The following is a 25606-nucleotide window of genomic DNA, read 5'->3' as shown; positions in this document are numbered from 1 at the left end:
GGAGGCGCTTCCCAGCGCTCCGGGAAGCGCCTCCACGACCGTCGCACAGGCTGGAGCCAGGTTCTCAGCGCTCCGGACGCGAAGGGAACAGCCAGCGCAGGGAATCGAGGCTCTTGTCGAGGTATTTGCCGTGTCCCGGCTCGATTCCGTACGCGAGGTCCTCCAGCGCCGCGCATCTGGCGTAGAACACGGCGCGCGTTCTGAACTCCTCGGGGTCCTGGGCGTCGTTCCGGTAGTTCCGGAGGGCGAGGTCGAGGAGATCGGGACCGAGGTCGCGGTACAGGAGGCCGAAGTCGTGGGCGGGGTCGGTGATCGCCGCATCGCTCCAGTCGATGACGCCGGTCACCTCCCAGGTGGCCGGATCGACGAGGACGTGCTCGATGCCCAGGTCGTTGTGCGAGAAGGCCGCAGGATGGCCGTCGTCCGGAGGCGGGGCCGCCAGGAACGCCTCGACGGCGGCGCGGTGCGCCTCGGGCACGTGGTCGGCGACCGCGGCGTAGGTGTCCCCGGCTTCGCACAGCCAGAGCTCTTTCGGCTGGTCGTCGACGCCGGCCAGCCCGCTCATCGCACCGGTGGGAACGCGGTGCAGCGCGGTGAGGAACCCGCCGAGCACGACGGCGACGGGACCGGCGTGAACCGCCCGTTCCCGGGCGGGAAGGTCGATCAGCGGCAGGCCGGGAAGCCTGGAGTAGGCCAGGCATCCCCGGTCGGCGACCGCGAAGAGGGGCACGGGCACGGGGACCGGTGAGATCTCCGCGACGGCCCTGAGAAGGCGGAGGTCCGCGTCCACCCGCGCCGCCCGCTCCTTCGGGTCGGGCTCCTTGCCGAAACGCACGATCAGCTCGCCGTCGACCTCGTAGGCGACGTTGTCCTGCCCCTCGCCGAGCCGCACCACCGAGCGGACCCGGCGGCCTGACGCGTGTGCCGCGACGATCGCCCCGATCTCCGCTGAATGATCACGATATGCATTGCCCATAGGAGTCAGACGGTACCGGCGGAAGGCGGAGGCCACCGGTGAATGAGGCGAGATCCGCGGCGGAGCAGGGCGTCCCGGAGGACGTCTTCGTCGAGCAGCCGCTGAAAGACCTCGTGATAACGGCGTTCGAGTTCTTCCCAGCTACTGAATTCCTCGAATCTGGAGTCTTCTCCTCCGCCCCACCACAGCTCTCCAGGCGGTGCCGACGTTCTCGAGGCGGTCCAGGAGCCGCGCAGCGGCCTTTTCCAGCGTTCGCCGTGGAATGAGGAGAGGAGGTCACGCGGAGCGTCGGCGGAGGCCGGACGGAAACAGTGGACGTTCCCTTCGCGGTCGTCAATGTACAGGCTTCCGCATTCCTGGCATTGCCACATCGGCCTGCTCCAGTCCCGCAGGCGCTGCCGGGCGGTCTCCCCGCTCTCCGGGCCGATCGCGTCCTCCCAGTCCTGGTCCGCGATCAGATAGGCCTTGCCGGGCAGGAAGTCGGTGTTGTCGATGATGACGCCACCGCATGCACAACGGATCTTCATGTCCCGAGTCTCCCCGACACGAACGGGCGCCTTGCGATGATGCCGTGGTCATCGCAAGGCGGGACACGTCGAGCGGATCAGGAGGCCACGGGCTGCCAACGCTGGGCGACGGTGCCGTTGCAGTCGTAGATCTGCACGCCGTTGCCGTTGCGGAAGTCGGCGGCGGGGATGTCCAGGCACCTGCCGGAGGCGGGGTTGCGCATGCCGAACTCACCGACCTGCTCCCACCGCTGCGCGGACGAGCCGTTGCAGGTGTGGAGCTGCACGGCGGTACCGTTGGCCGTGCCCGCGGCGGCGACGTCCAGGCACTTGCCGGACTGCGGGTTGACCATGATTCCGGACCTCCACTCCCACTGCTGGGCGGGTGTGCCGTTGCACTCCCACGTCTGGATCTTGGTGCCGTCCGCGCTGCTCCCGGCGTTCACGTCCAGGCAGAACCCGCCGTTGTCCGGGCTGTAGGCGGCGGAGGCGCTCGTCGGCGCGCCCGTGGTGACCTTGAAGGAGCACCAGGACGACCAGGCCGACACCTCTCCGCCGTTCTCCGCCCGCACCCGGAACTGGTAGGTACCGGGGGAGAAGGTCCCGTCGGGAATGCCGAACGACCACGCGTATCCGGCCGCCGAGGTGTCGCTCTTACGGAAGAACGGCTCCTCGCCCGGCCGTCCGGCCTCCAGGGACGCCACCGCGGCGGGTTGCGGAGCCGTGGCGGGCGTCGCGGCGAACGTGGCGCCCGAGCTGTCGGAGGCGAACTGCGGCACCACCTTCGAACAGGGCTGGAAACCCGCGTACGGCCCGGCCGAGATCCGCAGTGACTCCGGCGGCGCGGGTGCCTCCGCCGCCGACGCCGTCGCGGGGACGCCGAGCAGTCCGAGCGCCGTGCACGCGACCGCGGTGAATTTACGTGCCATCAAGGATCCTTCGAGAGCGGAAACATCGAACGGAGCAGAGTCCACACCGAAAACCCTGTTCTGTCCGTCTCCGGACCGGTCTCGTAAGGACTCCTTAAGATCTTGAAAAAGGAGGTCGCACGCTCCTGCGGCGTGCGAACTCGTGCTGGTGAAACGGGTCGGCCGCCGAATCGGAGGCGGTCGAGGACGGCGTGCGAGCAGGCCGGTGCCGCTGGCGGGTCCCCGCACCCGGGCCGATTTCCCCGTCCCGACCTACCCGGTGAGAAGGCGGCATAACAGGGCCCGAGGGAGACTTTTTTCACTCAGAACCACAATGCAGTAGAAACTGCCTTAATCCTCAAGAAAAAACGCCCTGTTCCCGGATGTGCTCCTATCCGGGGTCCTGTGCCGGGGAGCCGGGAATCGGCGACCGGGCACCGGGGCCTGGTCGGGCCTCTCCCGGAAAGGGGGGCAAGGACGCGTGGCCGACCGTCCGTCGGCTGCCGCGAACGGTGCGGCGGAGTTCGGCGCCGGACAGTGATTCGATTCACTGTACTCCGCGTAAGTGGAGAAATAGGGCGATTGGTGCTACTGGGGGTAACGTAGGCTTCATTCGGACATCCCTCCTGGGGATTTTTTACAGCAAGGGGCATATTGATGGTGAAACGTGATGTGGCCGCCGACCTGGTGGCGTTGTTGTCCGCCGAGGGGCGGGACGTGGCCGCCGAGTGGGCGCAGCGGGCCTCCGGGCCCCTGGCGGGCCGGATGAGCCTGCTGGCGCTGGAGCGGGAGTTGCGGGAGCTGTACACCGCCCTGGTGGAGGCGCTGCGGCAGGGCGCGGCCGACGTTCACGCCGAGCAGATGTCCGAGGTGCGGGCGCTGCTGACCGAACTGTCGCGGAGCAGGGCCCGCCAGGGGTTCACGCCGACCGAGACGGCGGTCAGCATCCTTTCGCTCAAGCGGGTGCTCGAACCCGTCCTGCAGGAGGGATCCGTCGAGGAGGCCGGGTCCTACTTCCGGCTCGGCCTCCTGCTGGACGACCTGAGCATGTTCACGATCGAGGCCTACACGCAGACGCGTGAAGAACTCATCATCGTGCAGGCTGAACAGCTGATGGAGTTGTCGACGCCGGTGGTGAAGCTGTGGGAGGGCGTGATCGCCGTCCCCCTCGTCGGAACGCTGGACTCGGCGCGCACCCAGGTCGTCATGGAGAAGCTCCTCCAGGCCCTGGTGGACACCGGCTCCGAGCAGGCGATCATTGACATCACGGGCGTTCCGGCGATCGACACCCAGGTCGCCCAGCACCTGCTGAAGACGATCGTCGCCGTGCGCCTGATGGGCGCGGAGTGCACCGTCTCCGGAATCCGGCCGCAGATCGCGCAGACCATCGTCGCCCTGGGCATCGAGTTCGGCGACATCCAGACGAAGGCGACACTGGCGGACGCGCTGCAGCTGGCCCTGCGGAAGTCGGGAGTGGACATGGTGGAACACGCGGGCGGTCACCGGTGACCGAACGCGTGCCGATCCTGCGGATCGGCGAAGTCCTGGTCGTCTCCATCCAGTTCGACCTGGAGGACCAGACCGTCCTGCACCTCCAGGAGGACCTGGCGGAGCAGATCGTGGCACGTTCCGCCCGCGGCGTCATCATCGACATCACCGCCCTGGAGATCGTCGACTCCTTCGTGGGCCGGATGCTGGCCACCATCGCCGACGTCTCCCGCATGCTCGACGCGCGGACCGTCGTGGTGGGCATGCGTCCCGCGGTGGCCATCACCCTCGTCGAACTGGGCCTGTCCCTGGGCGGGGTGGACACGGCGCTCGACCTGGAGAAGGGGCTGGCCCGGCTGCGCCGGCCCGCCCGGTCCGCGGACCGCGTATGACGGCGCCCTGGTCGGCGGGCGAGGAGCAGCAACTCCTCCCCGTGGCGCGCAGCAGCGACGTGGTGCAGGTCAGGCAGATGATCCGCACCCTGGCCCAGCAGTGCCGGCTGTCCCTGGTGGACCAGACGAAGTTCATCACCGCCGCGAGCGAGCTCGCGCGCAACACCCTCGTCTACGGCGGGGGCGGCACGGTCAGGGCCGGAGCGGTGGAGAAGGGCGTCCGCAGGGGCGTCGCCGCGGTCTTCGCGGACGAAGGGCCGGGCATCGCGGACGTGGAGCTGGCCATGACGGACGGCTGGACGTCCGGCGGCGGCCTGGGCCTGGGGCTCAGCGGCACCCGCCGGCTGGTCGACGAGTTCGACCTCGTCACCGAGGTCGGCGCGGGCACGACCGTCACCATCATCAAGTGGGCACGGTGAACGCCGTCGCGGTCCTGGACTGCGAGGACGTGGCGTGGTTCCGGGACGGCCCGTCGCTGGCCGCCGCCGCCCGTGGAGCGGCGGCGGCGCTGGCGCGGCGGATCGGCCTGGACGCCCACCGTGCCGCCGAGGTGGCCCTCGCCGTCACCGAGGCGGCCACGAACGTCCAGCGGCACGCCGACGACGGTGCCCTTCTGCTGCGCGTCCTGCGCGACGCGGACCAGGCGGCCGTGGAGTTCCTCACCGTCGACTCGGGGCCGGGGATGGCCGACGTCGCGTCGGCCCTGGCCGACGGCACGTCCAGCGGCGGCACGCTGGGCATCGGCATGGGAGCCGTGGCCCGGCTCGCCGACGCCTTCGACGTGCACTCCCTGCCGGGCCGGGGAACGGTCATGGCCGCGCAGTTCTGGAACCGGGACGCCGACGGGAGGGCGCCCGCCCGCATGTCGGCGGTGTCCGGCGTCACCCGGCCCATCAGCGGTGAGCTGAGCTGCGGGGACGCCTGGGCGACCCGCGTCCTGGACGCGTCGGCGCTCCTGGTGATGGTGTGCGACGGGCTCGGGCACGGGCCGATGGCGGAGCGCGCCTCCGCTGCGGCGGTGCAGGCCTTCCACGCCACGCCCGCCCACGACCCGGAAGGGGTCGTGATGGCCGTGCACCGCGCGCTGAACGGGACCCGAGGCGGGGCCGTGGCGGTGGCCTGCGTCGACATGGCCGCCGCGCGGGTGACGTACTGCGGGATCGGCAACATCAGCGGCTTCCTCATCGGTCACGACACGCGCAAGGCACTGCTGTCGGCCCCGGGCATCGCGGGTTCCCAGATGCGCAGGCTCCGCACCTTCGAGGAGGGGCTGCCTCCGGGAGGCGCCCTGGTCATGCACTCCGACGGCCTGACCGAACGCTGGCAGCCGGCCGCGTTGCCGGGGCTGCTGCAGCACGCGCCCGCGGTCATGGCCGGGCAGCTGCTGAGGGAGGCGGGTACGCGCCGGGACGACGCCGGCGTCGTCGTAGTGAAGAACATGTGGTGATCGGTTTGAACATGGCGAACGTACAGACGGCCCCCCTGGTCTTCGGCCTGTCGTCCTCCCAGGACGTCTTCACCCTGCGCCGCAGCGCCAAGAGGGGGGCCGAGGCGCTGGGCATGGAGCAGCAGGACCAGGTGCGCCTGGCCACCGCCTTGAGCGAGCTCGGCCGCGAGCTGCTCGGCGCCGCCGATCTGTCGGTGACCTTCGGCCTGGAGGACCTGCCGTCGCCGGCCGTCGTCGTCGTCCTCGCATGGCGGGCCGGGCCCCCGCCCGTCGCAGAGTCGCTGGAACTGTCCTCCCGGCTGGTCCAGGAGGTGCGCTACGAGCCCGGCGACGAACGCGACAGGATCTTCGTACGCCAGCCGCTTCCCCGTATCGGCGCCTCTCTCGCGGAGGAGAACGACCGGTTCACCCGGGTGCTGCGGGAGAACATCTCGTCCTCGGAACTGGACGACCTGCGCGCGCAGACCCGCGACCTGGCGGCGGCGCTGGAGGAGACACGGGCCCAGCGCGAGGAACTGCTGCGGTTGAACGAGGAACTGGAAGAGACGAACAAGGGGGTCATGGCCCTCTACTCGGAACTGACCCAGGAGCTGGAGACGACCAACAGCGGGGTGCTGGCACTGCACACCGAACTGGAGGACAAGTCGCGCCAGCTGCGTGACGTCAGCGAGGCGAAGACGCGGTTCTGGGTGAACATCAGCCACGAACTGCGCACTCCGGTCAACGCGGTGGTCGCCCTCTCCCGGCTGCTGCTCGCGTCCGACTCCGGGCGGCTGTCCGAGGAGCAGAAGCAGCAGGTGGAGCTCATCGCGAACTCCGGGCACACGATGCTGGCGCTCGTCAGCGATCTGCTGGACGTGGCCAAAGCCGAATCCGGCCAGCTCGACATCCACCTCGGACCGACGGACCTGCGGCTGCTGGTGGGGCAGCTCAGCGGCGTCCTGCGCGGCGCGTATCCCCGTGACGCCGTCACCCTGGTCACCCCGGAGGCCGCGAGCCTGCCCGTCATCACCACGGACGAGACGCTGCTGACGCGCATCCTGCGCAACCTGCTGTCCAACGCGCTGAAGTTCACCACGGAGGGCGAGGTGCGCCTGTCCGTCGACGCCGACCGGACGGGACCGGAACCCGTCGTGCTGTTCACGATCACCGACACCGGCGTCGGCATCCCGGAGGAGGACGTCGGCCGGGTCTTCGAGGAGTTCTACCAGGTGCGGGGGGAGCACCAGAGCGGCAGGAAGGGCACGGGCCTGGGCCTGCCCTACGCGCGCAAACTCGCCGAACTGCTGGGCGGCGCCCTCACTCTCACCAGCACCCTCGGCGTCGGCACACGGGTGGAGGTGCGGGTGCCGGACCGTACCGGCGCCCGGCGGGCACTCGCACTGGAAAGGGCATAGTGGCGATGGACGGCACCCAGGACACGGCTCCGGCCACCATCTTGGTGATCGACGACAACGAGACCAACCGCTACGTGCTGGCCAGCTGGCTGCGGCGTTCGGGGCACACGGTCCTGGAGGCGGGAAACGCGGGCGAGGGGCTCGCGCTGCTGGCCGCCGGGACGCCCGACATCGCGATCATCGACGTCTGCCTGCCCGACATGAGCGGCTTCGAGGTCAGCGAGCGCATCAAGCGCGACCCCGAGACCGCGGCCATGCCCGTCATCCAGATCTCCGCCGCCGCGATCAGCTCGGAGGACCACGCCGAAGGCCTGCACCGGGGCGCGGACGCCTACCTCGACCAGCCCGTCGACCCCGCCGAGCTGCTGGCCACCGTCACCGCCACCCTGCGGTACGCCCGCGCCCGCCAGCGGGCCGAACGGCTGACCACCCGGCTCATGGCGCTCAACCAGGCCACGCTGGCGGTCTACAGCGCCATCGGCTTCCACTCCTTCGCCGCCGCCGCGACCGGTGGCGCCGCCGCCCTTCTCGGCTGCGCGGCCAGCGCGGTCTTCCTCTCCCCCCAGGGGCAGGCCGTTCACAGCATGGTCGCGGCCCCGGGGGCCCGCGCGGACGCGAATCCCGTCACGGAGGACGTCCTGGAGCAGGTGGCCGCCCACGGCCTGGGCGACGGGACCGGAGCGGTGATCGTCACCATGCCGCAGGCGCGCTGGCGAAGCCTGCTCCCCGCAGCCCGCCTCACCGGCGACCTGGTCCTCGCGGTGGCCCGCACCAAGCACGGGCGGCCGCCCGTCTGCCTGGCGGTGCCCGCGGGCGCCGTCACCGGCGCCGACGACGAACGGCTCGTCCAGCAGTTCGCGCACGCCTGCGCCCTGGCCCTGGAGGCGCTGCGCACCTACAACGAGGAGCACGCCCTGGCCCTCGCCCTGCAGCGCTCGCTCCTGCCCGACAGCCTGCCGGCCGCCGAGGACGTCGACCTGGCCTTCCGCTACCTCCCCGCCTCGCAGAACGCGGAGGTCGGCGGCGACTTCTACGAGGCCCTGCAGACCGGCAACGGCCTGCTGCTGGCCATCGGGGACGTGGCGGGGCACTCCCTGGCCGCGGCCACGATCATGGGGGAGGTGCGCCACGCCCTGCGCGCCTACGCCTGCGAAGGCCACCGCCCCGACCACATCCTCGACCGCCTCGAGACGCTGCTGGCCGTCTCCCATCCGGCGATCACCGTCACCCTCTGCATCGTGCTCATCGAGCCCGGCGCCCGCCGCGTCCACATCGCCAACGCCGGCCACATCCCCCCGCTGCTGATCGGCCCGGACGGCGCGGCGCACTTCCACACGCCGCACGGGCCCCTGCTCGGGCTGCAGCTCCCCCACCCGCCGCCCACCGCCGTCGACACGCCTCCCGGCACCCGCCTGGTGATGATCACCGACGGGCTCGTCGAGGAACGCGATCTCGACATCGAGGTCTGCCTCGAGAACCTCCGCGGCTCGGCCCTCAGCGCGCCCGCCGGTCCCGAGAACCTGTGCGACCACCTGCTGGCGACCTGCGGCGAGGACAAGGAGGACGACATCGCCATCATCACCGCCACCCTCCGCTGAGGCCGGACGCCGCCCGGCTCAGCGGCGGTCGAGGACGGCGTGCAGGAACGCGCGGGTGCGCTCGTGGCCGGGGTCGGTGAACAATACGTCCGGCGTGCCCTCCTCGACGACCCGGCCCGCGTCGAACATCATCACCCGGTCGGACACCTCGCGGGCGAAGCCCATCTCGTGGGTCACGCACAGGAAGGTGATGTCCGTGGTGGACGCGATCTTCCTGAGCAGGGCCAGCACGCCCGCCACGAGTTCGGGGTCCAGCGCCGAGGTGACCTCGTCGAGCAGCAGCACGTCGGGCCGCATCGCCAGGGCGCGGGCGATCGCGACGCGCTGCTGCTGCCCGCCGGAGAGCCGGGTCGGGTGCTCGCGGGCCCTGTCGGCCAGGCCGACCATCTCCAGCAGCGCCATCGCGTGCGCCTCTGCGGCGTCCCGGCTCTCGCCGAGCACGTGCACCGGGGCCTCGGTGACGTTCCGCAGGACGTCCATGTTGGGGAACAGGTTGAACTGCTGGAAGACCATGCCGATCCGCTTGCGGACCTTCCGCAGGTGCTTCTCGTCGGCGGGCACCAGGCCCTTGCCGCGCGGCATGTGCGACAGCGGCTCGCCGCCGACCTCGATCAGGCCCGAGGTGACCCGCTCCAGGGTCATCAGCAGCCGGAGGATCGTCGTCTTGCCCGATCCGCTCGGCCCGATCAGGGTGACGAACTCACCGGGTGCGACGGTGAAGCTGAGCTCCCTGCACACCTCGTTGTCGCCGAAGCGCTTGATGACGTTCTCGAACCGCACCATCGGCGCCGTCCCTGCGTCAGGGGTGTGCGACACGACGTTCCAATCTCCGCACCAGGATGGACGCGGGGTAGCTCAATGCGAGGAAGACCAGGCCGGCCATGGTGTACGCCTCGATCACCCGGTAGTTGTCGGCGCCGAACTCCTTGGCCCGGTTGAGCACGTCCAGCACGCCGATCGCCAGCAGCAGAGGCACCTCCTTGAACATGGAGATCGTGTAGTTGCCGAGCGCGGGGACCACCCTGGGCACCGCCTGCGGCAGGACCACGCCGAGCCAGACCCGCGAGCGGGGCAGCGACAGGGCGGTCGCGGCCTCCCACTGCCCGGCCGGCACCGCGTCGATGCCCGCCCGGTAGACGTCGGCGGTGTAGCAGGCGTAGTGCACGCCCAGTGCGAGGACGCCGGTCGTCTCGGCGTCCAGCTTGATGCCGGTCGCCTGCGGCATCAGCCAGAACAGCACGAAGACCTGCACCAGGACGGGAGTGCTGCGGATCGCCTCGATGAACCCGCGCAGGAGCTGGTGGGCGACCGGGATGCGGGCCCGGAGCAGGACGGCGAACAGCAGGCCGAGCGCGTAGGCCAGCAGCGACCCGAACAGGGTGATCTTGAGGGTGACCAGCAGGCCGCGGGCGACGTAGGGGAAGCTGCCGAAGAACAGGTCCCATTTCCACGCGTCCATCTACAGACCTCCTCCGGTGGCCGGGACGCCGGCCCGGCCGGGCGCCTTCCTGCCCAGCCTGCGCGCCGCGACCCGCTCCAGCCGGCCCGTCGCGAAGGTGATCAGCAGGGCGAGCGCCAGGTAGAGCACGGCCAGGACCAGGTAGATCAGGCCGAGCTGCCCGCCGTACTGCGGGCGCAGGATCTCGCCCTGCCGGAAGATCTCCGGCACCTGGATGAGGAACAGCAGCGAGGTGTTCTTCAGCAGCTGGATGAAGAGGTTGTTGAACGGCGGCAGCATCTCCACCACCGCCTGCGGCAGGATCACCCGCCGCATCCGCTGCGCGGGGCCGAGGTTCAGCGCGACGGCGCCCTCGTACTGGGCCCTGGGCACGGACCGCACGGCGCCGCGGACGATCTCCGCCCCGTACGCGCCGTGGTTGAGGCCCAGCACGAGGATGCCCGCGAACAGCGGCACCAGCTGGAGGCCGACGAGCACCGGGAGGGCGAAGTAGATCCAGAACAGCTGGACCACCTCGGACGTCCCGCGGAACCCTTCGACGTAGACGCGGCTGACGACGCGCACCGTCCGGGAGCGCGACAGCAGCGCCAGCCCGGCCGCGAACGACAGGACCGCGGTGAGCGCGATCCCGCCGGCCGCGGCCCCGGCCGTGTACGGCAGGCCCTGCAGGACGGTGCGCAGGATGAAGTCGAGGTTCTCCGGCATGGGAGCGTTCCGCTGATCAGCCCTGGCAGAGCGACTCGGTGGTGACCTCGGGGCCCGGGACGTTCTGCTCGCCGAAGCCGAACGGCTCCACGAGCTCGACCCACTCGCCGTTCTCGTGCAGTTTCTTCAACTCGGCGTTGAACGCCTCGCGGATCGTGTCGTCGCCCTTGCGGAAGACGAAGGCGCCCGCGGAGACCACCGGCTCGCCGCCGCTGACCGGGGTGAAGCCCGGGGTCACCTCGACCTTGGAGTCCGGGTTCTTGGAGACCAGGTCGTTGAGCGAGATGTCGGTGAGGGCGGCGGCGTCGACGCGGCCGTCGTTGACCGCGCGCAGCAGGTTGTCCTGGGTGTCGAAGGTCTGGATCTGGTCCTCGGGCACGCCGGCGTCGGTGGCGTAGCCCTTCTCGACCGCGCCGCTGAGCACCGCGAGCGAGGCCTTCGACGACTTGATCTCCTCGAAGGTCTTCACTCCCTTCGGGTTGCCGTCGGCGACCAGGAACGCGCTCTTGGTGGTGTAGTCAGGGATGGAGAACGCGGCGTTCGCACAGCGCTCGGGGTTGATGAACATGCCCGCTGCGACCACGTCGAACTGGCCCGCGCTCAGCCCCTGGATCAGGCCGTCGAAGCCGGACAGCACACCCTCGATCTTCGGCACGCCCAGCTTCTCGAACACCGCGCGGGCCACCGCGGGCGCCTGGCCGGTGAGCTCACCGTTCGCGTCGGTGAAGCCGTAGGGCGCCTCGTTGGCGAAGCCGACCTTGATGGTCCCGGCCTCCTTGGCCTTGGCCAGGGTGTCGCCTTCGGCGGTGTCGGTGCTGCTGCACGCGGACAGCACGAGGGATCCCGCCAGGGCCACGACACCGGCCGTGGCAGTCCTTCCGAGGAAGCCCCGTCGTGTCCAGCCCTGACTCATCATCGGTATTTACCCCTTTATGTGCATATGCATCAGTTCTGTTTGTTCATCGAACGTAGGGGGACGCTCGTGGCCCGGTCAACCCGGAGGGAGAGCGGCACGAGGGAAGGACCACGAATCGCATCATCGTGTGCAGACCGTATCGACGACCCGTCTCAGCTGCGGCTGGCCGCCGATACCGGTGCCGTGCGGCCGGGAGATCCCGGCTCATCGGATGTCTGCGGGCACGGCTTCGCGTGCCCAGGTCGGCCGCATATCTCGTCTATGCAACGGAAATTGCTCAGCGGATATGCGATGCCGGGAAGGCGCCCGCCGTGAAGAACTGCGGATCTGAGTCAGGAAAGGGGCCCCTGGGGGATCCCGGGCGCCGGACCTCGGCCCGGCTCCGGCACCCGGCCGGGGTTCGCCGCGAGTCGGAGCAGGTCACGGCCATGAGATGGCCAGATCCCCAGGTCGACGGTGCGCGGTGACCGATCTCCCGTGAGAGGCGCGGCTTGCACGGAGAGGGCGGATCGGAGCGGAATCCCGTGTCTTTTCGCGGGGGGATCCCCGGCTGCCTCCGGGTGTTCACGGGGGGTTGCCGGAAGTGTCAAAGCGGAGAGGAAGGAAAAACCGGAGCCCCTTGTTCACCAGGCGATATCGAGGGCTTGTTATGGTTTGTCGAAGGCGAACTCCGACGCTTTGGTTACGTTCGGATAACGAAAAATTCGAGTCGTGCTCCAGCGGCGCGGAGCACGACTCCGATCTGCGGAGGATGCGTTCTCTCTCGGGTCTGGAGAATGGTCAGCCGGACATGCGCGCCGTGGCGGTCATGGCGGTCGTGCCGTCGTTGCGCACGACCTTCAGGTCGTACACGTCCTCCTCGCCGGCCGGGGCGCCGACGATGGTGAAGGGCACGTCCACGAAGAGAGGCGCCGTGGCGCGGAAGGAGAACCCGGCGAGTTCGCGGCCCGTACGGGCGCGCACGGATCCGGCGAGGGTCATCGCGGACAGGGGGCCGTGGACGACCAGGGCGGGGTAGCCCTCCTCCGCGGTGGCGTAGGCGTGGTCGTAGTGGATGCGGTGGGAGTTGAAGGTGACCGCCGAGAAGCGGAACAGGTCGACGGGGGTGCGTACGAGCTCCTCGGCCCAGCCGCCTTCGGGCGCGGGCTCCCGGTGCGAGCCCTCGGGGAGGGGGACGGGAGCGCCCTGGGCCCGGTAGACGAGGTCCTGCTCTTCGACCAGGAGCGTCTCGCCGTCCCGGCCGAGGCGGTGCTCGACCGTCACCACCATCAGTTCTCCGGAGCGTGCCCGCTTGCGCTCGGCGCGCAGGACCGAGGAGGCCCGGGTGACATCGGCGCCGAGCTCCAGGTCGCCGAGGACGCGGACGCGGCCGCCCGCCCACATGCGCCGGGGCAGGCCCTTGGTGGGACCGCCGGAGGGGATGCGGGGGTGGCCGTCCGGCCCCAGGTCGCCGGTGGGGGCGGTGGGGGTCGCGAAGGCCCAGTGCCACAGGACGGGCAGGGCGGCGCCGTCGCGGGGGTCCAGGGGGTCGTCGAGCACGGCGGCGACCCTGCGGGCGTGCTCGGTGCTCAGGCGGAGCTCGGTGACCTCGGGGATGCCGAAGTCGGCCGGCCGGGGGTCCATGGGTCCTCCTCGGGTCAGGACCGGGCCAGGCGGGCGCGCAGGTCGTTCTTCAGGACCTTGCCCGCCGCGTTCACCGGCAGCTCGGCCACCACGTGCACCTGGCGGGGCACCTTGTAGTTGGCCATGTTCCGCCGGGCCCAGGCGATCAGTTCGTCGGCGTCCAGGGTCGCACCCCGCCGGGGGACGACGAACGCCGCCCCCACCTCCCCCATGCGCTCGTCGGGGACGCCGACGACGGCGCTCTGCGCGACGGACGGGTGGGAGTCCAGGAGCTTCTCGATCTCGGCCGGGTAGGCGTTGAAGCCGCCGACGATGAACATGTCCTTGATGCGGTCGGTGATGCGGATCCGCCCGTTCGCATCGATGATCCCGATGTCGCCGGTGTGCAGCCAGCCGTCGGCGTCGACCGCGGCGGCGGTCTCCTCGTCCTCGCCGAAGTAGCCCTTCATCACGGTGTAGCCGCGCACGAGGATCTCGCCCTCGGTCTCCGCCGGGGTCGGCACGCCCCCGGCGTCCACGGTGACGACCTCCAGGCCGGGCAGCGGGCGGCCCGCGGTGGCGGTGATGACCTCCGGCGGGTCGTCGTAGCGGCACATGGAGACGATCGCGCAGGACTCGGTGAGCCCGTAACCGGTGACGATGTGGGAGAAGCCCAGCTCCTCCTTGATGCGGTACAGGATCGCGGGCGGGACGTTCGCCGCGCCCGTCACGGCCAGCCGGAGCCCGGAGACGCCGTCGGAGCTGAAATCGGGGTGCTCCAGCATGGTCTGGTACAGCGTCGGCGTCCCGGGCAGGACCGTCACCTTCTCCTCGCGCACGACCTTCAGGACGTGCGGGACGTCCAGGGTCCGCGCGGGCAGGATCGTCGCGCCGACGATGAGCGAGGCCAGCCAGCCCGCCTTGTAGCCGAAGCCGTGGAAGAAGGGGTTGACGATGAGGTAGCGGTCGCCCTCGCGCAGCCCGACGACGGCCGCCCACACCGCGTAGGCGCGGAGCGTCTGGGCGTGGGTGCACATCGCGCCCTTGGGGCTGCCGGTCGTGCCCGAGGTGAACAGCATGTCCGACAGGTCGTCCGGATCGATCTCGGCGGCCCGCGCCCGTACCCGCTCCCGGTCCACGGACGAACCGGACGCCAGGAATTCCTCCCACGGGACGTGCCGTCCGGCCGGGCCGTCGCCGAGGACCACGACCTTCTCCAGCGCGGGCAGCGCCGCGTAGGGGCGGCCGTCTCCGGCGCCGCCCGCGGCCTCCTCCAGTGCGGCCGGGTAGTCACGTCCGAGGAACCCGCCGATGACGCACAGGATCCGGGCCCGGCTCTTCTCCAGGATGTAGGCGGCCTCCTTGCCCTGGAACCGGGTGTTGAGCGGTACGAGCACGCCACCGGCACGCTGGAGGCCGAGCGCCGCGATGATCCAGCGGACGGTGTTGGGCGACCAGACCGCGACCCGGTCCCCGCGCTCCACCCCGGCCGCGAGGAAGGCCGCGGCCGCCTCGTCCACCGCGGCGTCGAGCCGGGCGTAGGTGAGGCGCACGCCGCCGTCGACGACCGCCTCGGCGTCGCCGAGCCTGCTCGCGGCGTCGGAGAGCAGCCCGCTGGTGGTGCCCCAGCGCAGGTCGCCGCGGGGGTCGACGAAGCCGTCCTGGTCCGCCGTGGGGGTGGTGGTCACCGGTTCCTCCGAGAAACGTGGACGAGGGGGGACATCGGGCAGTATGTTCAATAACATATACATTCTGCAATGAGGGGGCCGCCTGAACAAGGCGGCCGCCCGGACCGGAATTCGTCAGCCCAGAAAGGCGGGACCGTGGCCCGACTGCTCGAGGACAAGATCGCCATCGTGACGGGGGCCGCGCACGGCATCGGCCGCGGGCACGCGCTGGAGCTGGCCAGGCACGGGGCCAGGGTGGTCGTGGCCGATCTGGGCACCAGCATCCAGGGCGAGGGCTCGGGGCGGGACGCCGAAGAGGTCGTCGAGCTGATCACCAAGCGCGGCGGCACCGCCATCGCGGATTTCGCCGACATCTCCGATGAGGGGCAGGCGACCGCGCTGGTGGAGCGGACGGTCGCAGAGTTCGGCCGTCTGGACATCCTGGTGAACAACGCGGGCATCGCCCGCGACAAGGTGATCTGGAACATGAGCGTGGACGACTTCGATGCCGTCATGCGCGTGCATGTGCGCGGCACCTGGCTGATGACGCATCTGGCCGCGCGGCATTGGCGGTCCCGCTACCAGGCGGGGGAGCGCTTCACCGGCCGGGTGGTCAACACGACCTCGGGTGCGGGTCTGGTCGGCAACTTCGGCCAGTCGAACTACGCCACGGCCAAGGCCGCGATCGTCGGCCTGACGCTGACCACCAGCCTGGAGCTCGCCCGCTTCGGGGTGACCGTCAACGCCGTCGGGCCCGGCGGCATGACCCGGCTGACCGCCACGATGGGCAAGGACCTCAAGTCGTTCGAGCCCGACGAGCTGGGCGAGGACGAGTACCACCCGATGGACCCGGCGGGCAGCTCCCCGCTGGTGGCGTGGCTGGCCAGCGACGAGGCCCAGCATGTCAGCGGCCAGGTCATCCGCGCCATCCACGACAAGATCCACCTCATGGGCGGCTGGACCGAGGACGCCACGATCTCCAACGGCGAGAAGAAGTGGGACGCCACGAGACTCGGAGGGCGCATCGCCACCGACATCTTCCATACTCGGGCCCCCGGGCTGCGCTGAACCGGCCCGCAGAACCCGTCGAAGGAGAACACGTGGAGTTGCAGGACACTCCCGAACTGGCGGCCTTCCGGGCCGAGGCCCGCGCCTGGCTGGGCGAGAACGCGCCTGCCTTCTCGGGCAGGGTGAAACCCCGGCTGCACTTCGAGTCCGCCGATTCCGCCGAGGCCTACGAGGCCGCCGAACGCGCCAGCCTCGAGGCGGCCAAGGAATGGCAGGCCCGCCTCCGCGCCGGAGGCTGGGCCGCGATCTCCTGGCCCGAGGCGTTCGGAGGGCGGGGCGGGACCCCCGGACAGGAGGCCGTCTTCGCCGAGGAGTGCGAGCGGGCCGGTGTTTCGGTCGGTCCGCTGCTGATCGGCCTGAAGATGGTCGGGCCGACGCTGATGCGGCACGGCACGGCCGCGCAGTGCGCCGAGCACCTGCCGCCGCTGCTGAACGGCGAGCGCGTGTGGTGCCAGCTCTACAGCGAGCCCGGCGCGGGCTCGGACCTGGCGTCTTTGCGCACCCGGGCGGTGCGCGACGAGGCCACGGGGGACTGGCTCGTCACCGGGCAGAAGGTCTGGACGTCCTCCGCGCAGGTGGCCGACTGGGCGATCCTGCTGGGCCGCACGAACATCGACGTGCCCAAGCACCAGGGCATCACCTACTTCCTGCTCGACATGCGCACCCCCGGCATCGAAGTGCGGCCGCTGCGCCAGATGAACGGCTCGTACCACTTCAACGAGGTGTTCCTGGACGGCGTCCGCGTGCCGGCGGGCAACGTCGTGGGTGAGGTGGACGCGGGCTGGAAGGTCGTGCACACCACGCTCGCCGCCGAACGCGCCATGATCGGCGCGGGCGGGGGAGAGCGGGCCCGCGCCCTGGTGGAGCTGGCCCGCGCCTGCGGCCGGATCGATGACCCTCTCGTGCGGCAGCGCATCGCCGAGGTCTACACGCTGGATGAGATCCTGCGCTTTCTCGGCCTGCGGATGCGTGCGGCGGTCGCCCGCGGGGTGCCGCCGGGCCCCGAGGGGTCGATCATGAAGCTGCTGGTGGCCCGGCGCGCGCATCTCGCGGGTGAGGCCGCCCTGGCCATCGAGGGCGCCCGCGGCCTCCTCGCCGGCGAGGAGGCGCCCGGCGGGGGAGCGGGGCAGCAGCAGCTGCTCAGCGCGCAGGGCCTGCGGATCGGCGGCGGCACCGACTTCATCCAGCTCAACGCCATCGCCGAGCGCATCCTCGGCCTTCCCCGCGAGCGGCATCCCGACAAGGATGTGCCGTTCAGGACGACGATCGCACAGCGAGACGGGAGCGAGTGAGCCATGGCGGCGGACCAGCCCATCATCGACACGATGATCGGGTTCCCCATGCGGGACCCGAAGGCGACGTACGGGTTCATCACGAAGCAGACCAAGGACGCCGAGTCCGGGAAGCTGAAGATGCCCGCGGGCTACATGTTCAAGGACGTGCCCGACCAGGCGGACGAGGAGCCGGTCGACCCGGTCGCGGTGACGCTCGGCCAGATGGACGCCCACGGCGTCTCCGTCGGGCTCGTCGGCGTCCGCGGCGAGGACGGGAGACGCGCGGTCACCGACCACCCCGACCGGTTCGCCGGGTGCCTGTCGGTCGACCCGAACAAGGGAATGGAGGCGATCCGGGAGATCACGGCGGCGCACTCCGAACTCGGCATCAAGGCCGTCGACGTCTTCCCCGCCGGGACGAACCCCCAGGTCGCCATCAACGACAAGAAGATGTACCCGGTCTACGCCAAGTGCGTGGAGCTGGGCCTGCCCATCTTCGTGTGCGCCGGGATCCCCGGCCCCCGGGTGCCTTTCGAACCGCAGAAGGTCGAGTACATCGACGAGGTGATGTTCGACTTCCCGGAACTGGTGATGGTCACCCGCCACGGCTGCGAACCGTGGGTCGATCTGGCCGTGAAACTCATGCTCAAGTGGCCCAACCTGTACTACTCCACGAGCGCGTTCGCACCGAAGTACTACCCGCGGGAGATCATCGACTACGCCAACTCCCGGGGCGCGGAGAAGGTCATCTACGCGGGCTACTACCCGATGGGCCTGTCCCTCGACCGCATCATGAAGGAACTGCCGAACGTCCCGCTGAAGGACGACGTGCGGCCGAAGTTCCTCCACGACAACGCCAAACGCGTTCTCGACCTGGAATAACCCCACCCCGGAGGATCTCGTGACCGACACCGTTCCGGGCCGCCAGGCCCCTCCCGTCACCCTGCGCTGGACCGCCGACCGGTCGCTGAGCGAGGACATGCGGAACCTGCTGTGCGGCCCGGACGGTCCCTTCGAACGGACCACCGAAGACGTCCTCGGCTCGGCCGTCGAGGTCTTCGTCCAGCGCTCCCCGCACCTCCCGGCGCTGCTCGCCCGCGCGGCCGAACGCCATCCCGACGCCGAGTACTGCGTCTTCGACGGCCCCGAACCCGACACGCTCACCTTCGGGGAGGCGCTCACCCTGGCCGCCGCCTACGCCGAGGTCCTGGCGAACGAGTACGGCGTCACCAAGGGGGACCGCGTCGCGGTCGCCGCGCCCAACGGCAAGGAGTACCTCCTGGCGTACTGGGCGACGCTCTCGCTCGGCGCCATCATGGTCGGCCTCAACGGCTGGTGGGCGCCCGCGGAACTCGACCACGGCATCACCCTGACCGGACCCAGGGTGCTCTTCGGCCTCGGCCGCCCGCTGGAGCGCCTCGGCCGGACGGAGTTCGCCGCGAAGGGCGGAACCCCCGTCTCGCTGCGCGACCTGCACGAGGCCGCGCTCGCCGTCCACGACCCGGGCCGCGGCCTGCCGGACGTCGAGATCGCCGAGGACGACCCCGCCACCATCCTGTTCACCAGCGGGACGACCAGCCTGCCCAAGGGCGCCACGCTCTCGCACCGCAACTTCGTGCACTTCGGACTGTTCGGCGGTCTCGGCGGCGCCGTCGTGGTCGTGAACGGCGGCGGAAGGTACCGCCAGATCCCGGGCGACGTGCAGCGGACGTCGATCTGCTCCAACCCGTTCTTCCACGTCTCCGGCGTGGGCCCCGCCATGGTCATCGCCCCGTCGTTCGGCTCCCGCCTCGTCTTCCCCGAACCGGGGCGCTGGGACGCCGAACGCGCCCTGAAGCTGACCGACAGGTACAGGCTCACCCAGTGGCACGGCGTCCCGACGCACTTCTGGCGCATGCTCACCCACCCCGACTTCGAGAAGTACAGCACCGACCAGGTCGCCGTCATCGGCAGCGGCGGCTCGACGTTCGCCCCCGAGCTGCTGCGCCTCTTCGAGGAGAAGATGCCCGGCGTCCAGATCACCAACGGCTACGGCATGACCGAGACGACCGGCGGCGGCACCTTCCTCAACGGCCCCGAGATGGACGGCCACCCCGCGTCCGTCGGAGCCCCCGCCCCCACCATGGAGGTCCAGGTCCGCGACCCCGACGGCGTCCCGCTGGGCGAGAACGAGGTGGGCGAGGTCACCATCAGGGGCGCCGGCGTCTTCCTCGGCTACTGGAACAACCCCGAGGCCACCGCCGAGGCCTTCGCCGAGGACCGCTGGTACCGCACCGGCGACTACGGCCGCATCGCCGACGGCGTCCTCTACCTCGAAAGCCGCATGCGCGACCTCATCCTCCGCGGCGGCGAGAACATCTACCCCATCGAGATCGAGTACCGCCTCGTCGAGCACCCCGCCATCGCCGACGCCGCCGTCATCGGCGTCCCCGACCGGATCCTCGGCCAGCAGGTCAAGGCCTTCGTCGTCCCGGAGCCCGGCGCACCCCGCCCCTCCGACGACGACCTGCGCGCCTGGGTCGCCGAGAAGCTCGCCGCCTTCAAGGTCCCCGCCTTCATCGAGTTCCGCGACGCCCTGCCCTACAACGAGACCGGCAAGGTCCTCAAACGCCGCCTCGAGGAGGAGTCCGGCATCTCCTGAAGCCTCAGCTCAGGTGGGCGAGCCGCGGCCAGAGCTCCGGCCACGGGGAGCGGGGGCCGCGGCAGATCCAGATGGTCTGGCCCTGCTCCTCGTTGTCGAGGCCGACGCCGTTGTCGACGCGGCCCGCGGCGGTGACGTCCGTCCAGAAGCGGAGCAGGCCGGCCGCGCTCTCCGCGCCGACGAAGATGACCGGGTCCGCGGTGTCCGGGGGACGCCCGAAGTAGTGGTAGCCGTTGTGGCCGCTGTAGGCGCGGGGCAGGCCGAGGGCGGGGCCGTAGCGGTCGATGGCCCCGGCCTCGCCGTAGTTCACCGTCAGGACGGCGGCGCGGGAGCGCTCGTCCTCGGGCAGCGAGCGGTGCACCCGGGCCACCTCGGCGGCCAGCCGGGGCCAGCCGACGGTCTCGGCCGCGTCCGCGTTGACGTACGGCTGCGGGGTGCGGGCCAGCAGGTCCACCGGGTACACGGGCAGGGAGATCAGGACGGTGACGGCGCCGGTGATCGCGTACGCCGGGACCGAGACCGCCCATCCCGTGCCGCGCGGGGCGCCCCGGCGCTCGATCTCGACGGCGCCCGCCGCCCACAGCGCCGCCCACAGGCCCGCGAGGTAGTACGGCTTTCCGGCGGTGGCCAGGAAGACGAGCGCCAGCAGCAGGTACGCCCAGCCGAGGAAGCGGACGCGGGTGAGGTCGGGTGAACGGAACAGCCGCCACAGGCCGTAGATCCACAACCAGGACAGCACCACGCCGGTGAGGACGAGCTGGAACGGCAGGAAGCCGAGCCGTCCGCCGAAGTCGCCCTCGGCGGCGATCTGGTCGGCCATCTCCAGCTGAGGCCAGTCGTGCCGGGCCTGCCAGAGCAGCGCGGGAAGGGCCGCGAGCGCGGCGACGGCGGCACCGGCGAGCGTGGCGGGGCGGCGCAGGAACTCCCGGGGACCGCTGATCAGCAGGCCTGCCACGAGAGCGGCGGCCAGGAAGACGACCAGGTGCTTGACGTTCAGCGCGACGGCCGCCACGGCACCGGCGGCGAGCGGCGACCACCGGTCGCGGGTGCGCGTCCACCGGACCGCCAGCCATACCAGCGCGGTGGAGGCGAACACGTCGAAAGTCGCCGTGGAAAGCAGGTGCCCGGTGGCGACGATGAAGGGGCATACTGTGTACGCCCCGGCCGTGAGCAGCTGGGCACGCCGGCCGCCGCCCAGCTCCCGGGCCGTCAAAGCGGCGAGCACCACTCCCGCCGCGGTCAGCAGGGCGGACGGCGCCCGCAGCAGGAACAGCGAGTCGCCGAACAGCTCGGTGACCGCTCGGGCGACCAGCGGGACCAGCGGGGGCTGGTCGGGATACCCCCAGTCCAGGTGCCGGCCCGCGGCCCGGAAGTACAACTCGTCGCGGTGGTAGCCGTATCGCCCGGCGAAGGCCAGCAGCACCGCGCCCAGCACGGCGGCCATCGTCAGGACGGGCCGCCACGCCACCGGCGACACGCCGGATTCCCGTGGATCGACAGGCTCCGACATGTGCGCACCTTATGCCGCCGGTGATCCCCTCGCTCGGCGTCTGTCCGCATCCGGACGGGGATCCGGGAGGACGAGCGAGGGCCCGGGTTCACCGTTCCCGGTCGTGCCGGGTCACCAGCGCGTGGAGGAGCCCGGGGAAGGCCTCGTCGATCTCGTCGCGGCGCAGCTCGTTCATGCGGGAGGTGCCGGCGTAGTGCTGGCGGATGAGGCCCGCCTCGCGCAGCACGTGGAAGTGGTGGGTGGCGGTGGACTTGCTGACGGGCAGGTCGATCGTGCCGCAGGCGAGGGCCTGGTCGGCGGCGTACAGCGCGCTGACGATCTGCCTGCGCACGGGGTCGACCAGGGCTTCGAGCACCTGCTGGAGGCCGATCGTGTGGATGTCCGGGTGAGCCGGGACGCGCTCACTCCGGCTGCTCCGCCGCGCCGTTGCCATCGACCGCCGTCCTTCCGCTCCTCGTTCGACTCCTGTCAAAGTACCATGAGCATCGAAGTTTGACAGAGATCGAACTTTGCGTTTGGGTGGGACGCGGCGGTGCGGTCGTGTCGCCGTCATCGTTCGAAGGGATCCGTGATGGTCGCGACGGTGCGTTTCCATGAGTACGGCGGGCCGGAGGTGCTGCGGCTGGAGGACGTGGAGGTCGGCGGACCCGGACCCGGCGAACTGCTGATCCGGGTGGACGCGATCGGCCTCAACCGCGCCGAGGTGCTGTTCCGCGGCGGCCACTACATCGAGCCGGTCAAGGAGTTCCCCGCCGGGCTCGGAGCCGAGGCCGCGGGAGTGGTCGAGGCCGTCGGCGCGGGCGTGACGGGGTTCGAGCCCGGCCTGCCGGTCAGCGTGGTGCCCGCGTTCTCGATGAACGACTACACCGTCTACGCCGAGCGGGCGATCGTGCCCGCGGCCGCGGTCGTCCACCGCCCCGACGGGCTCGGCGCGGTCGAGGGCGCGGCGGTGTGGATGCCCTACGTGACGGCCTACGGGGCGCTGGTCGAGGTGGGCGGCATGAAGGCCGGGGACGCGGTCGTCATCACCGCGGCCTCCAGCAGCGTCGGACTGGCCGCGATCCAGCTGGCACGGCGCGTCGGCGCGGTGCCCGTCGCCACCACGCGCAGCCGCGCCAAGAGGGACGCGCTGCTCGGGGCGGGGGCGGCCGACGTGATCGTCACGGACGAGGAGAACGTGGCCGACCGCGTGCTCGCCCTGACCGCGGGCAGGGGCGCCGAGTTCGTCTTCGACGCCGTCGCCGGACCCGGCGTCGTGGAGCTGGCCAGGGCGGTGGCCCCCGGCGGCACGCTCTTCCTGTACGGGGCGGTGAGCGGCGAGGAGACTCCCTACCCCGGCTTCGCGCTCGGCATGCCCGCCCTGAACATGCGCACCTACACCATGCACGAGACGACCAGGGACCCCGAACGCCTCCGCCGTGCCGAGGCGTTCGTCTCCTCCGGCCTGCGCACCGGCGCCTTCCGGCCCGTCGTGGACCGCACCTTCGGCCTGGACGAGATCGTCGCGGCGCACCGCTACATGGAGGAGGGCGCCCAGGTGGGCAAGATCGTCATCACCGTCGACCACTGACGGCCGCCCCCGCCCGCAAGACCCACGCCGCCGTCGGGATGATGCCCGCCGATGAGGACGGCTGGGACCGGTACAAGGCGGCGCAGCGACTCGACGACTGCCGTCGGCTCGACGGCGATCTCGACGGCGAACCGGCCGCCAGGCCGCGCGGGAGTACCTCGACTGGGGTCTTCGCCCTGGTGCGCCGCTGAACCACCATGCGGCATGGCCGGGCGTCCGTCCTGCGGATGCCCGGCCGTGCCGCCGTGGGCGGTTCTCAGTCCGGTGATCGCAGGCGTGGGGCGACGGTCTCCAGGAACCAGGCGGTGAACTCGTCGGCGGGGTCGAGTTCCGTCCGGGCCATCGACGACCAGTCGTCGCGGTGGAGGACGGCGAGATAGCGGTTCAGGAGGGCGGACCGCTGGTCCGGGGGGAGGCTCGGGACGTCGGGATCCTCCTGGCGGAGGTGGTCGGCGATGAAGGCGGCGGTGAAGTAGCGGGCCGGTGTCGGTTCCTGGTGGGCCAGGTGGGTGACGTGGGCGTCGAGGACGTGGCGGACCGAGTGGTAGCCGCTCCAGGACATGCCCATGCCGTGGTTGCCGGCCATGACGCGCAGGAGGCGGCCGGTGTGGTCGACGAGCTCGTCGTCGGGGTCGGGGGCGGTGATCGCCTCGTGGACGTCGGCGGCACGGGCGACGGCGCCCGCGTAGTAGCCGTTGAGCGCGTCGCCGTCGATGGCTTCGCGCAGCAGCCAGGAGCGGGCCGAAGGGCCTCCGACGTGGCAGAGGGCTTCGACGATGTAGACGCGGCCCCAGCCGGCGGTCCGCCGGGCGAGCCACAGGAGCGCCGTGTTCCCGCCCCTGCGCCGTCTCAACGCCCGGGCGGCGAGCGGGCCGAAGGTCTCTGACAGCAGGCCGATGTACTTGATGAGGTCGGTGTCCTCCTCCGCCCAGTCGGAGGCGAGGAGGGCGAGTCCGATCAGGACCGAATCCTGGTCGGGGCTGTGGCGGACCAGCCATCGGCCGGTCTCCTGGACCCGCGCGAGGTCGGCACGCAGCGCGGCGGCGGCGATGTGTTCGTTGGAGTGGATGGGGACGTCGACGTCGCGGAAGGCTCCGACCAGTTCGTCCGGTGTCGCGTCGGGGCGGGCGAAGAACGCGTCCAGGACGGCGGCCGCACCCGCGCCCTGGCGACGACGGTCGTCCTGCGTTCCCGGACTCCGTCGGGGGCGGGAGCCGCTGTCCGGATAGGGCTGGCCGTCGTTCGGAAGCGCGGTGTCGGGGTGCAGGCGGTGGAGCCGCAGAGCGTGCTCGTACAGGCTCGTCTGGTTTCCGAGCGGTTGGGGCCCGGTCGTCTCGCTCACAGGCGGACGGGGGGCTCGATTCTCTCGATCATGCGCACAGCATAGGTCCGATCAGCCGGTCGAAGCACGCTCCTGGGCCTCGAACAGTTCGTCGCCGTGCTCGGCGACCCACCGGGCCAGTGCGGTCATGGGGCCGTCCACGAGACTCCGTCCGAGGTCGGTGAGCCGGTAGTCGACACGGGGCGGCGCCTGCGCGTACACGCGGCGCTCCACGAGCCCGTTCGCGGCCAGCCGCCGCAGCGCCTCGGTGAGCACCTTGTCGCTCATCCCCCCGATCGCCGCGCGCAGCTCGTGCCTGCGGCGCTGGCCCTGCTGGAGCGCGGCCAGCACGACCGGGTCCCATGTGTGCGCGAACAGCTCCACGGCCGCCCGCAACCGGCAGTCCGCCACCAGCTCATGACACTCGCTCACAGGCCCATGCTCGCATCCCGTCGCGCACCGATCGGTGCGTATCGTCCTACCTACCTTGCTCCCATGAACATCGGAATCCTGGGAACCGGAAATCTGGCCGAAGCCCTCGGCGCGGCCTGGACGCGCGCCGGACACGAGGTGACGATCGCGGGACGGTCGCCGGCCAAGGCGGAGGCGCTGGCGGACCGGCTGGGCGCGGGAGCCCGCGCCGCCGACGCCCGCGAAGCGGTCACCGGACGGGACGCGGTGCTGCTCGCCGTGACCTGGACGGGCGCCGCCGACATCCTGCACAGCGCCGGAGGCCACGAAGGCACGCTCGAAGGCACACCGCTCATCGACCCCACGAACGCGGTGGAGCACGGTGTGGGCGTCCTGCTGACGGGCGCCGAGTCGATGGCCGAACGCGTCGCCGCGCTCGCTCCGGGCGCGCACGTCGTCAAGGCCCTCCACCTGTTCGCCTCCACCCAATGGACGGCTCCCGACCCCGAGCGGCCCCCGGTGACCGTCGCGATGTGCGGCGACGACCAGGCGGCCCTGAAGACGGTCGGCGACCTCGTCCGGGACCTGGGCGGAGTCCCGGCGGTACTGGGCCCGCTGGCCCGGGCCCGCCAGCTGGAGGAGGTCGCGGGCTTCACCATCGGCCTGTTCTTCTCCGGCGTCGATCCGCGTTCCGCGCTCCCCGGCCTCGGATGAGGGGCATGCGGGGCGCATCCGCGCCCCGCATGCGGG

At 71.1% G+C, this 25606-nt stretch carries 26 protein-coding genes; 13 read left to right on the top strand and 13 right to left on the bottom strand.

All coding sequences use genetic code 11. The features are described from left to right. Positions 1 to 64: 64 nt before the first annotated feature. From C2865_RS28680 to C2865_RS28670, 3 genes are all read right to left on the bottom strand, one after another. A complete protein-coding gene (locus tag C2865_RS28680) occupies positions 65 to 976 on the bottom strand; it encodes a phosphotransferase family protein (protein WP_106401706.1) in 912 nt (303 codons plus the stop codon). Positions 977 to 981: 5 nt separating this feature from the next. Continuing rightward, the gene (locus tag C2865_RS28675; RefSeq protein ID WP_106401705.1) at positions 982 to 1503 is read right to left on the bottom strand and encodes a hypothetical protein; all 522 of its coding nucleotides are present in this window, start codon (positions 1501 to 1503) and stop codon (positions 982 to 984) included. Positions 1504 to 1580: 77 nt separating this feature from the next. Next, positions 1581 to 2411, bottom strand: coding sequence for an RICIN domain-containing protein (locus C2865_RS28670; RefSeq protein WP_106401704.1), 831 nt, complete (start codon positions 2409 to 2411; stop codon positions 1581 to 1583). Between the two features lie 636 nt (positions 2412 to 3047). Between C2865_RS28670 and C2865_RS28665 the strand changes: the two genes are divergently transcribed. From C2865_RS28665 to C2865_RS28640, 6 genes are read left to right on the top strand one after another with little or no spacing between them, the layout of a single operon-like run. Beyond that, the gene (locus tag C2865_RS28665) at positions 3048 to 3899 is read left to right on the top strand and encodes an STAS domain-containing protein (protein WP_106401703.1); all 852 of its coding nucleotides are present in this window, start codon (positions 3048 to 3050) and stop codon (positions 3897 to 3899) included. Next, on the top strand, positions 3896 to 4270 hold the full coding sequence (locus tag C2865_RS28660) for an STAS domain-containing protein (RefSeq protein WP_106401702.1): 375 nt from the start codon (positions 3896 to 3898) through the stop codon (positions 4268 to 4270). Before C2865_RS28665 ends, C2865_RS28660 begins: the two co-directional genes overlap by 4 nt. Beyond that, positions 4267 to 4689: an ATP-binding protein gene (locus C2865_RS28655; protein WP_106401701.1), complete on the top strand. Its 423-nt coding sequence runs from the start codon at positions 4267 to 4269 to the stop codon at positions 4687 to 4689. Before C2865_RS28660 ends, C2865_RS28655 begins: the two co-directional genes overlap by 4 nt. Then, the gene (locus tag C2865_RS28650) at positions 4677 to 5717 is read left to right on the top strand and encodes an ATP-binding SpoIIE family protein phosphatase (protein WP_106401700.1); all 1041 of its coding nucleotides are present in this window, start codon (positions 4677 to 4679) and stop codon (positions 5715 to 5717) included. Before C2865_RS28655 ends, C2865_RS28650 begins: the two co-directional genes overlap by 13 nt. A gap of 11 nt (positions 5718 to 5728) precedes the next feature. Further along, complete coding sequence (locus tag C2865_RS28645; RefSeq protein ID WP_106401865.1) at positions 5729 to 7114, top strand: sensor histidine kinase; 1386 nt, start codon at positions 5729 to 5731, stop codon at positions 7112 to 7114. Positions 7115 to 7119: 5 nt separating this feature from the next. Continuing rightward, positions 7120 to 8712 carry a fused response regulator/phosphatase gene (locus tag C2865_RS28640; RefSeq protein WP_106401864.1) on the top strand — a complete coding sequence of 531 codons (1593 nt, stop codon included), beginning with the start codon at positions 7120 to 7122 and terminating at the stop codon, positions 8710 to 8712. 18 nt (positions 8713 to 8730) lie between these two features. Here C2865_RS28640 and ehuA read toward each other — a convergent pair whose 3' ends face one another. From ehuA to C2865_RS28610, 6 genes are all read right to left on the bottom strand, one after another. Next, positions 8731 to 9495, bottom strand: a complete 765-nt coding sequence (ehuA, locus tag C2865_RS28635) for an ectoine/hydroxyectoine ABC transporter ATP-binding protein EhuA (RefSeq protein ID WP_106401699.1) — start codon at positions 9493 to 9495, stop codon at positions 8731 to 8733. A 16-nt stretch (positions 9496 to 9511) separates the two neighbouring features. Beyond that, the gene (gene ehuD, locus C2865_RS28630) at positions 9512 to 10171 is read right to left on the bottom strand and encodes an ectoine/hydroxyectoine ABC transporter permease subunit EhuD (protein WP_106401698.1); all 660 of its coding nucleotides are present in this window, start codon (positions 10169 to 10171) and stop codon (positions 9512 to 9514) included. Continuing rightward, a complete protein-coding gene (locus C2865_RS28625; RefSeq protein WP_106401697.1) occupies positions 10172 to 10876 on the bottom strand; it encodes an amino acid ABC transporter permease in 705 nt (234 codons plus the stop codon). It abuts the gene before it with no gap. A 16-nt stretch (positions 10877 to 10892) separates the two neighbouring features. After that, complete coding sequence (gene ehuB / locus C2865_RS28620) at positions 10893 to 11789, bottom strand: ectoine/hydroxyectoine ABC transporter substrate-binding protein EhuB (RefSeq protein ID WP_269802753.1); 897 nt, start codon at positions 11787 to 11789, stop codon at positions 10893 to 10895. 783 nt (positions 11790 to 12572) lie between these two features. Then, positions 12573 to 13415, bottom strand: a complete 843-nt coding sequence (locus C2865_RS28615) for an HTD2 family dehydratase (RefSeq protein ID WP_106401695.1) — start codon at positions 13413 to 13415, stop codon at positions 12573 to 12575. Positions 13416 to 13429: 14 nt separating this feature from the next. Further along, positions 13430 to 15082: a FadD3 family acyl-CoA ligase gene (locus C2865_RS28610; protein ID WP_198653674.1), complete on the bottom strand. Its 1653-nt coding sequence runs from the start codon at positions 15080 to 15082 to the stop codon at positions 13430 to 13432. A gap of 135 nt (positions 15083 to 15217) precedes the next feature. On the opposite strand from C2865_RS28610, the gene C2865_RS28605 reads away from it, so the two are divergent. From C2865_RS28605 to C2865_RS28590, 4 genes are read left to right on the top strand one after another with little or no spacing between them, the layout of a single operon-like run. After that, positions 15218 to 16129: an SDR family NAD(P)-dependent oxidoreductase gene (locus tag C2865_RS28605; protein ID WP_106401693.1), complete on the top strand. Its 912-nt coding sequence runs from the start codon at positions 15218 to 15220 to the stop codon at positions 16127 to 16129. Between the two features lie 32 nt (positions 16130 to 16161). Beyond that, positions 16162 to 17421 (top strand): acyl-CoA dehydrogenase family protein, encoded by a 1260-nt coding sequence (locus C2865_RS28600; protein WP_198653673.1) that lies wholly within the window; start codon positions 16162 to 16164, stop codon positions 17419 to 17421. A gap of 3 nt (positions 17422 to 17424) precedes the next feature. Beyond that, positions 17425 to 18285: an amidohydrolase family protein gene (locus C2865_RS28595; protein WP_106401691.1), complete on the top strand. Its 861-nt coding sequence runs from the start codon at positions 17425 to 17427 to the stop codon at positions 18283 to 18285. A 19-nt stretch (positions 18286 to 18304) separates the two neighbouring features. Next, positions 18305 to 20044, top strand: a complete 1740-nt coding sequence (locus tag C2865_RS28590; RefSeq protein WP_198653672.1) for a class I adenylate-forming enzyme family protein — start codon at positions 18305 to 18307, stop codon at positions 20042 to 20044. Between the two features lie 4 nt (positions 20045 to 20048). Here C2865_RS28590 and C2865_RS28585 read toward each other — a convergent pair whose 3' ends face one another. Both C2865_RS28585 and C2865_RS28580 read right to left on the bottom strand, forming a co-directional pair. Beyond that, positions 20049 to 21554 (bottom strand): ArnT family glycosyltransferase, encoded by a 1506-nt coding sequence (locus C2865_RS28585; protein ID WP_106401690.1) that lies wholly within the window; start codon positions 21552 to 21554, stop codon positions 20049 to 20051. An 88-nt stretch (positions 21555 to 21642) separates the two neighbouring features. Beyond that, on the bottom strand, positions 21643 to 21987 hold the full coding sequence (locus C2865_RS28580) for an ArsR/SmtB family transcription factor (RefSeq protein WP_106401689.1): 345 nt from the start codon (positions 21985 to 21987) through the stop codon (positions 21643 to 21645). Between the two features lie 138 nt (positions 21988 to 22125). Here C2865_RS28580 and C2865_RS28575 point away from each other — a divergent pair, with 138 nt between their 5' ends. Then, on the top strand, positions 22126 to 23124 hold the full coding sequence (locus C2865_RS28575; RefSeq protein WP_106401688.1) for a zinc-dependent alcohol dehydrogenase family protein: 999 nt from the start codon (positions 22126 to 22128) through the stop codon (positions 23122 to 23124). A 38-nt stretch (positions 23125 to 23162) separates the two neighbouring features. Further along, on the top strand, positions 23163 to 23315 hold the full coding sequence (locus C2865_RS39600) for a hypothetical protein (RefSeq protein WP_157963937.1): 153 nt from the start codon (positions 23163 to 23165) through the stop codon (positions 23313 to 23315). Positions 23316 to 23380: 65 nt separating this feature from the next. Here C2865_RS39600 and C2865_RS28570 read toward each other — a convergent pair whose 3' ends face one another. Next, complete coding sequence (locus tag C2865_RS28570) at positions 23381 to 24466, bottom strand: hypothetical protein (RefSeq protein WP_106401687.1); 1086 nt, start codon at positions 24464 to 24466, stop codon at positions 23381 to 23383. Positions 24467 to 24517: 51 nt separating this feature from the next. Beyond that, positions 24518 to 24877: a winged helix-turn-helix transcriptional regulator gene (locus C2865_RS28565; RefSeq protein ID WP_198653671.1), complete on the bottom strand. Its 360-nt coding sequence runs from the start codon at positions 24875 to 24877 to the stop codon at positions 24518 to 24520. A gap of 63 nt (positions 24878 to 24940) precedes the next feature. On the opposite strand from C2865_RS28565, the gene C2865_RS28560 reads away from it, so the two are divergent. Continuing rightward, the gene (locus tag C2865_RS28560) at positions 24941 to 25570 is read left to right on the top strand and encodes an NADPH-dependent F420 reductase (protein ID WP_106401685.1); all 630 of its coding nucleotides are present in this window, start codon (positions 24941 to 24943) and stop codon (positions 25568 to 25570) included. The last annotated feature ends 36 nt before the right edge of the window (positions 25571 to 25606 follow it).

The sequence above is a fragment of the Actinocorallia populi genome (genome assembly GCF_002995495.1).
Lineage (GTDB): Bacteria > Actinomycetota > Actinomycetes > Streptosporangiales > Streptosporangiaceae > Actinocorallia > Actinocorallia populi.
This window is presented reverse-complemented; position numbering and strand designations above follow the sequence as displayed.

Bases quoted from the DNA above. Each gene is read 5' to 3' on its own strand.
- C2865_RS28680 (WP_106401706.1), bottom strand. From the start codon at position 976: ATGGGCAATGCATATCGTGATCATTCAGCGGAGATCGGGGCGATCGTC.
- C2865_RS28675 (WP_106401705.1), bottom strand. From the start codon at position 1,503: ATGAAGATCCGTTGTGCATGCGGTGGCGTCATCATCGACAACACCGAC.
- C2865_RS28670 (WP_106401704.1), bottom strand. From the start codon at position 2,411: ATGGCACGTAAATTCACCGCGGTCGCGTGCACGGCGCTCGGACTGCTC.
- C2865_RS28665 (WP_106401703.1), top strand. From the start codon at position 3,048: ATGGTGAAACGTGATGTGGCCGCCGACCTGGTGGCGTTGTTGTCCGCC.
- C2865_RS28655 (WP_106401701.1), top strand. From the start codon at position 4,267: ATGACGGCGCCCTGGTCGGCGGGCGAGGAGCAGCAACTCCTCCCCGTG.
- C2865_RS28645 (WP_106401865.1), top strand. From the start codon at position 5,729: ATGGCGAACGTACAGACGGCCCCCCTGGTCTTCGGCCTGTCGTCCTCC.
- C2865_RS28640 (WP_106401864.1), top strand. From the start codon at position 7,120: ATGGACGGCACCCAGGACACGGCTCCGGCCACCATCTTGGTGATCGAC.
- ehuA (WP_106401699.1), bottom strand. From the start codon at position 9,495: ATGGTGCGGTTCGAGAACGTCATCAAGCGCTTCGGCGACAACGAGGTG.
- ehuD (WP_106401698.1), bottom strand. From the start codon at position 10,171: ATGGACGCGTGGAAATGGGACCTGTTCTTCGGCAGCTTCCCCTACGTC.
- C2865_RS28625 (WP_106401697.1), bottom strand. From the start codon at position 10,876: ATGCCGGAGAACCTCGACTTCATCCTGCGCACCGTCCTGCAGGGCCTG.
- ehuB (WP_269802753.1), bottom strand. From the start codon at position 11,789: ATGAGTCAGGGCTGGACACGACGGGGCTTCCTCGGAAGGACTGCCACG.
- C2865_RS28615 (WP_106401695.1), bottom strand. From the start codon at position 13,415: ATGGACCCCCGGCCGGCCGACTTCGGCATCCCCGAGGTCACCGAGCTC.
- C2865_RS28595 (WP_106401691.1), top strand. From the start codon at position 17,425: ATGGCGGCGGACCAGCCCATCATCGACACGATGATCGGGTTCCCCATG.
- C2865_RS28585 (WP_106401690.1), bottom strand. From the start codon at position 21,554: ATGTCGGAGCCTGTCGATCCACGGGAATCCGGCGTGTCGCCGGTGGCG.
- C2865_RS28580 (WP_106401689.1), bottom strand. From the start codon at position 21,987: ATGGCAACGGCGCGGCGGAGCAGCCGGAGTGAGCGCGTCCCGGCTCAC.
- C2865_RS28575 (WP_106401688.1), top strand. From the start codon at position 22,126: ATGGTCGCGACGGTGCGTTTCCATGAGTACGGCGGGCCGGAGGTGCTG.
- C2865_RS39600 (WP_157963937.1), top strand. From the start codon at position 23,163: ATGATGCCCGCCGATGAGGACGGCTGGGACCGGTACAAGGCGGCGCAG.
- C2865_RS28560 (WP_106401685.1), top strand. From the start codon at position 24,941: ATGAACATCGGAATCCTGGGAACCGGAAATCTGGCCGAAGCCCTCGGC.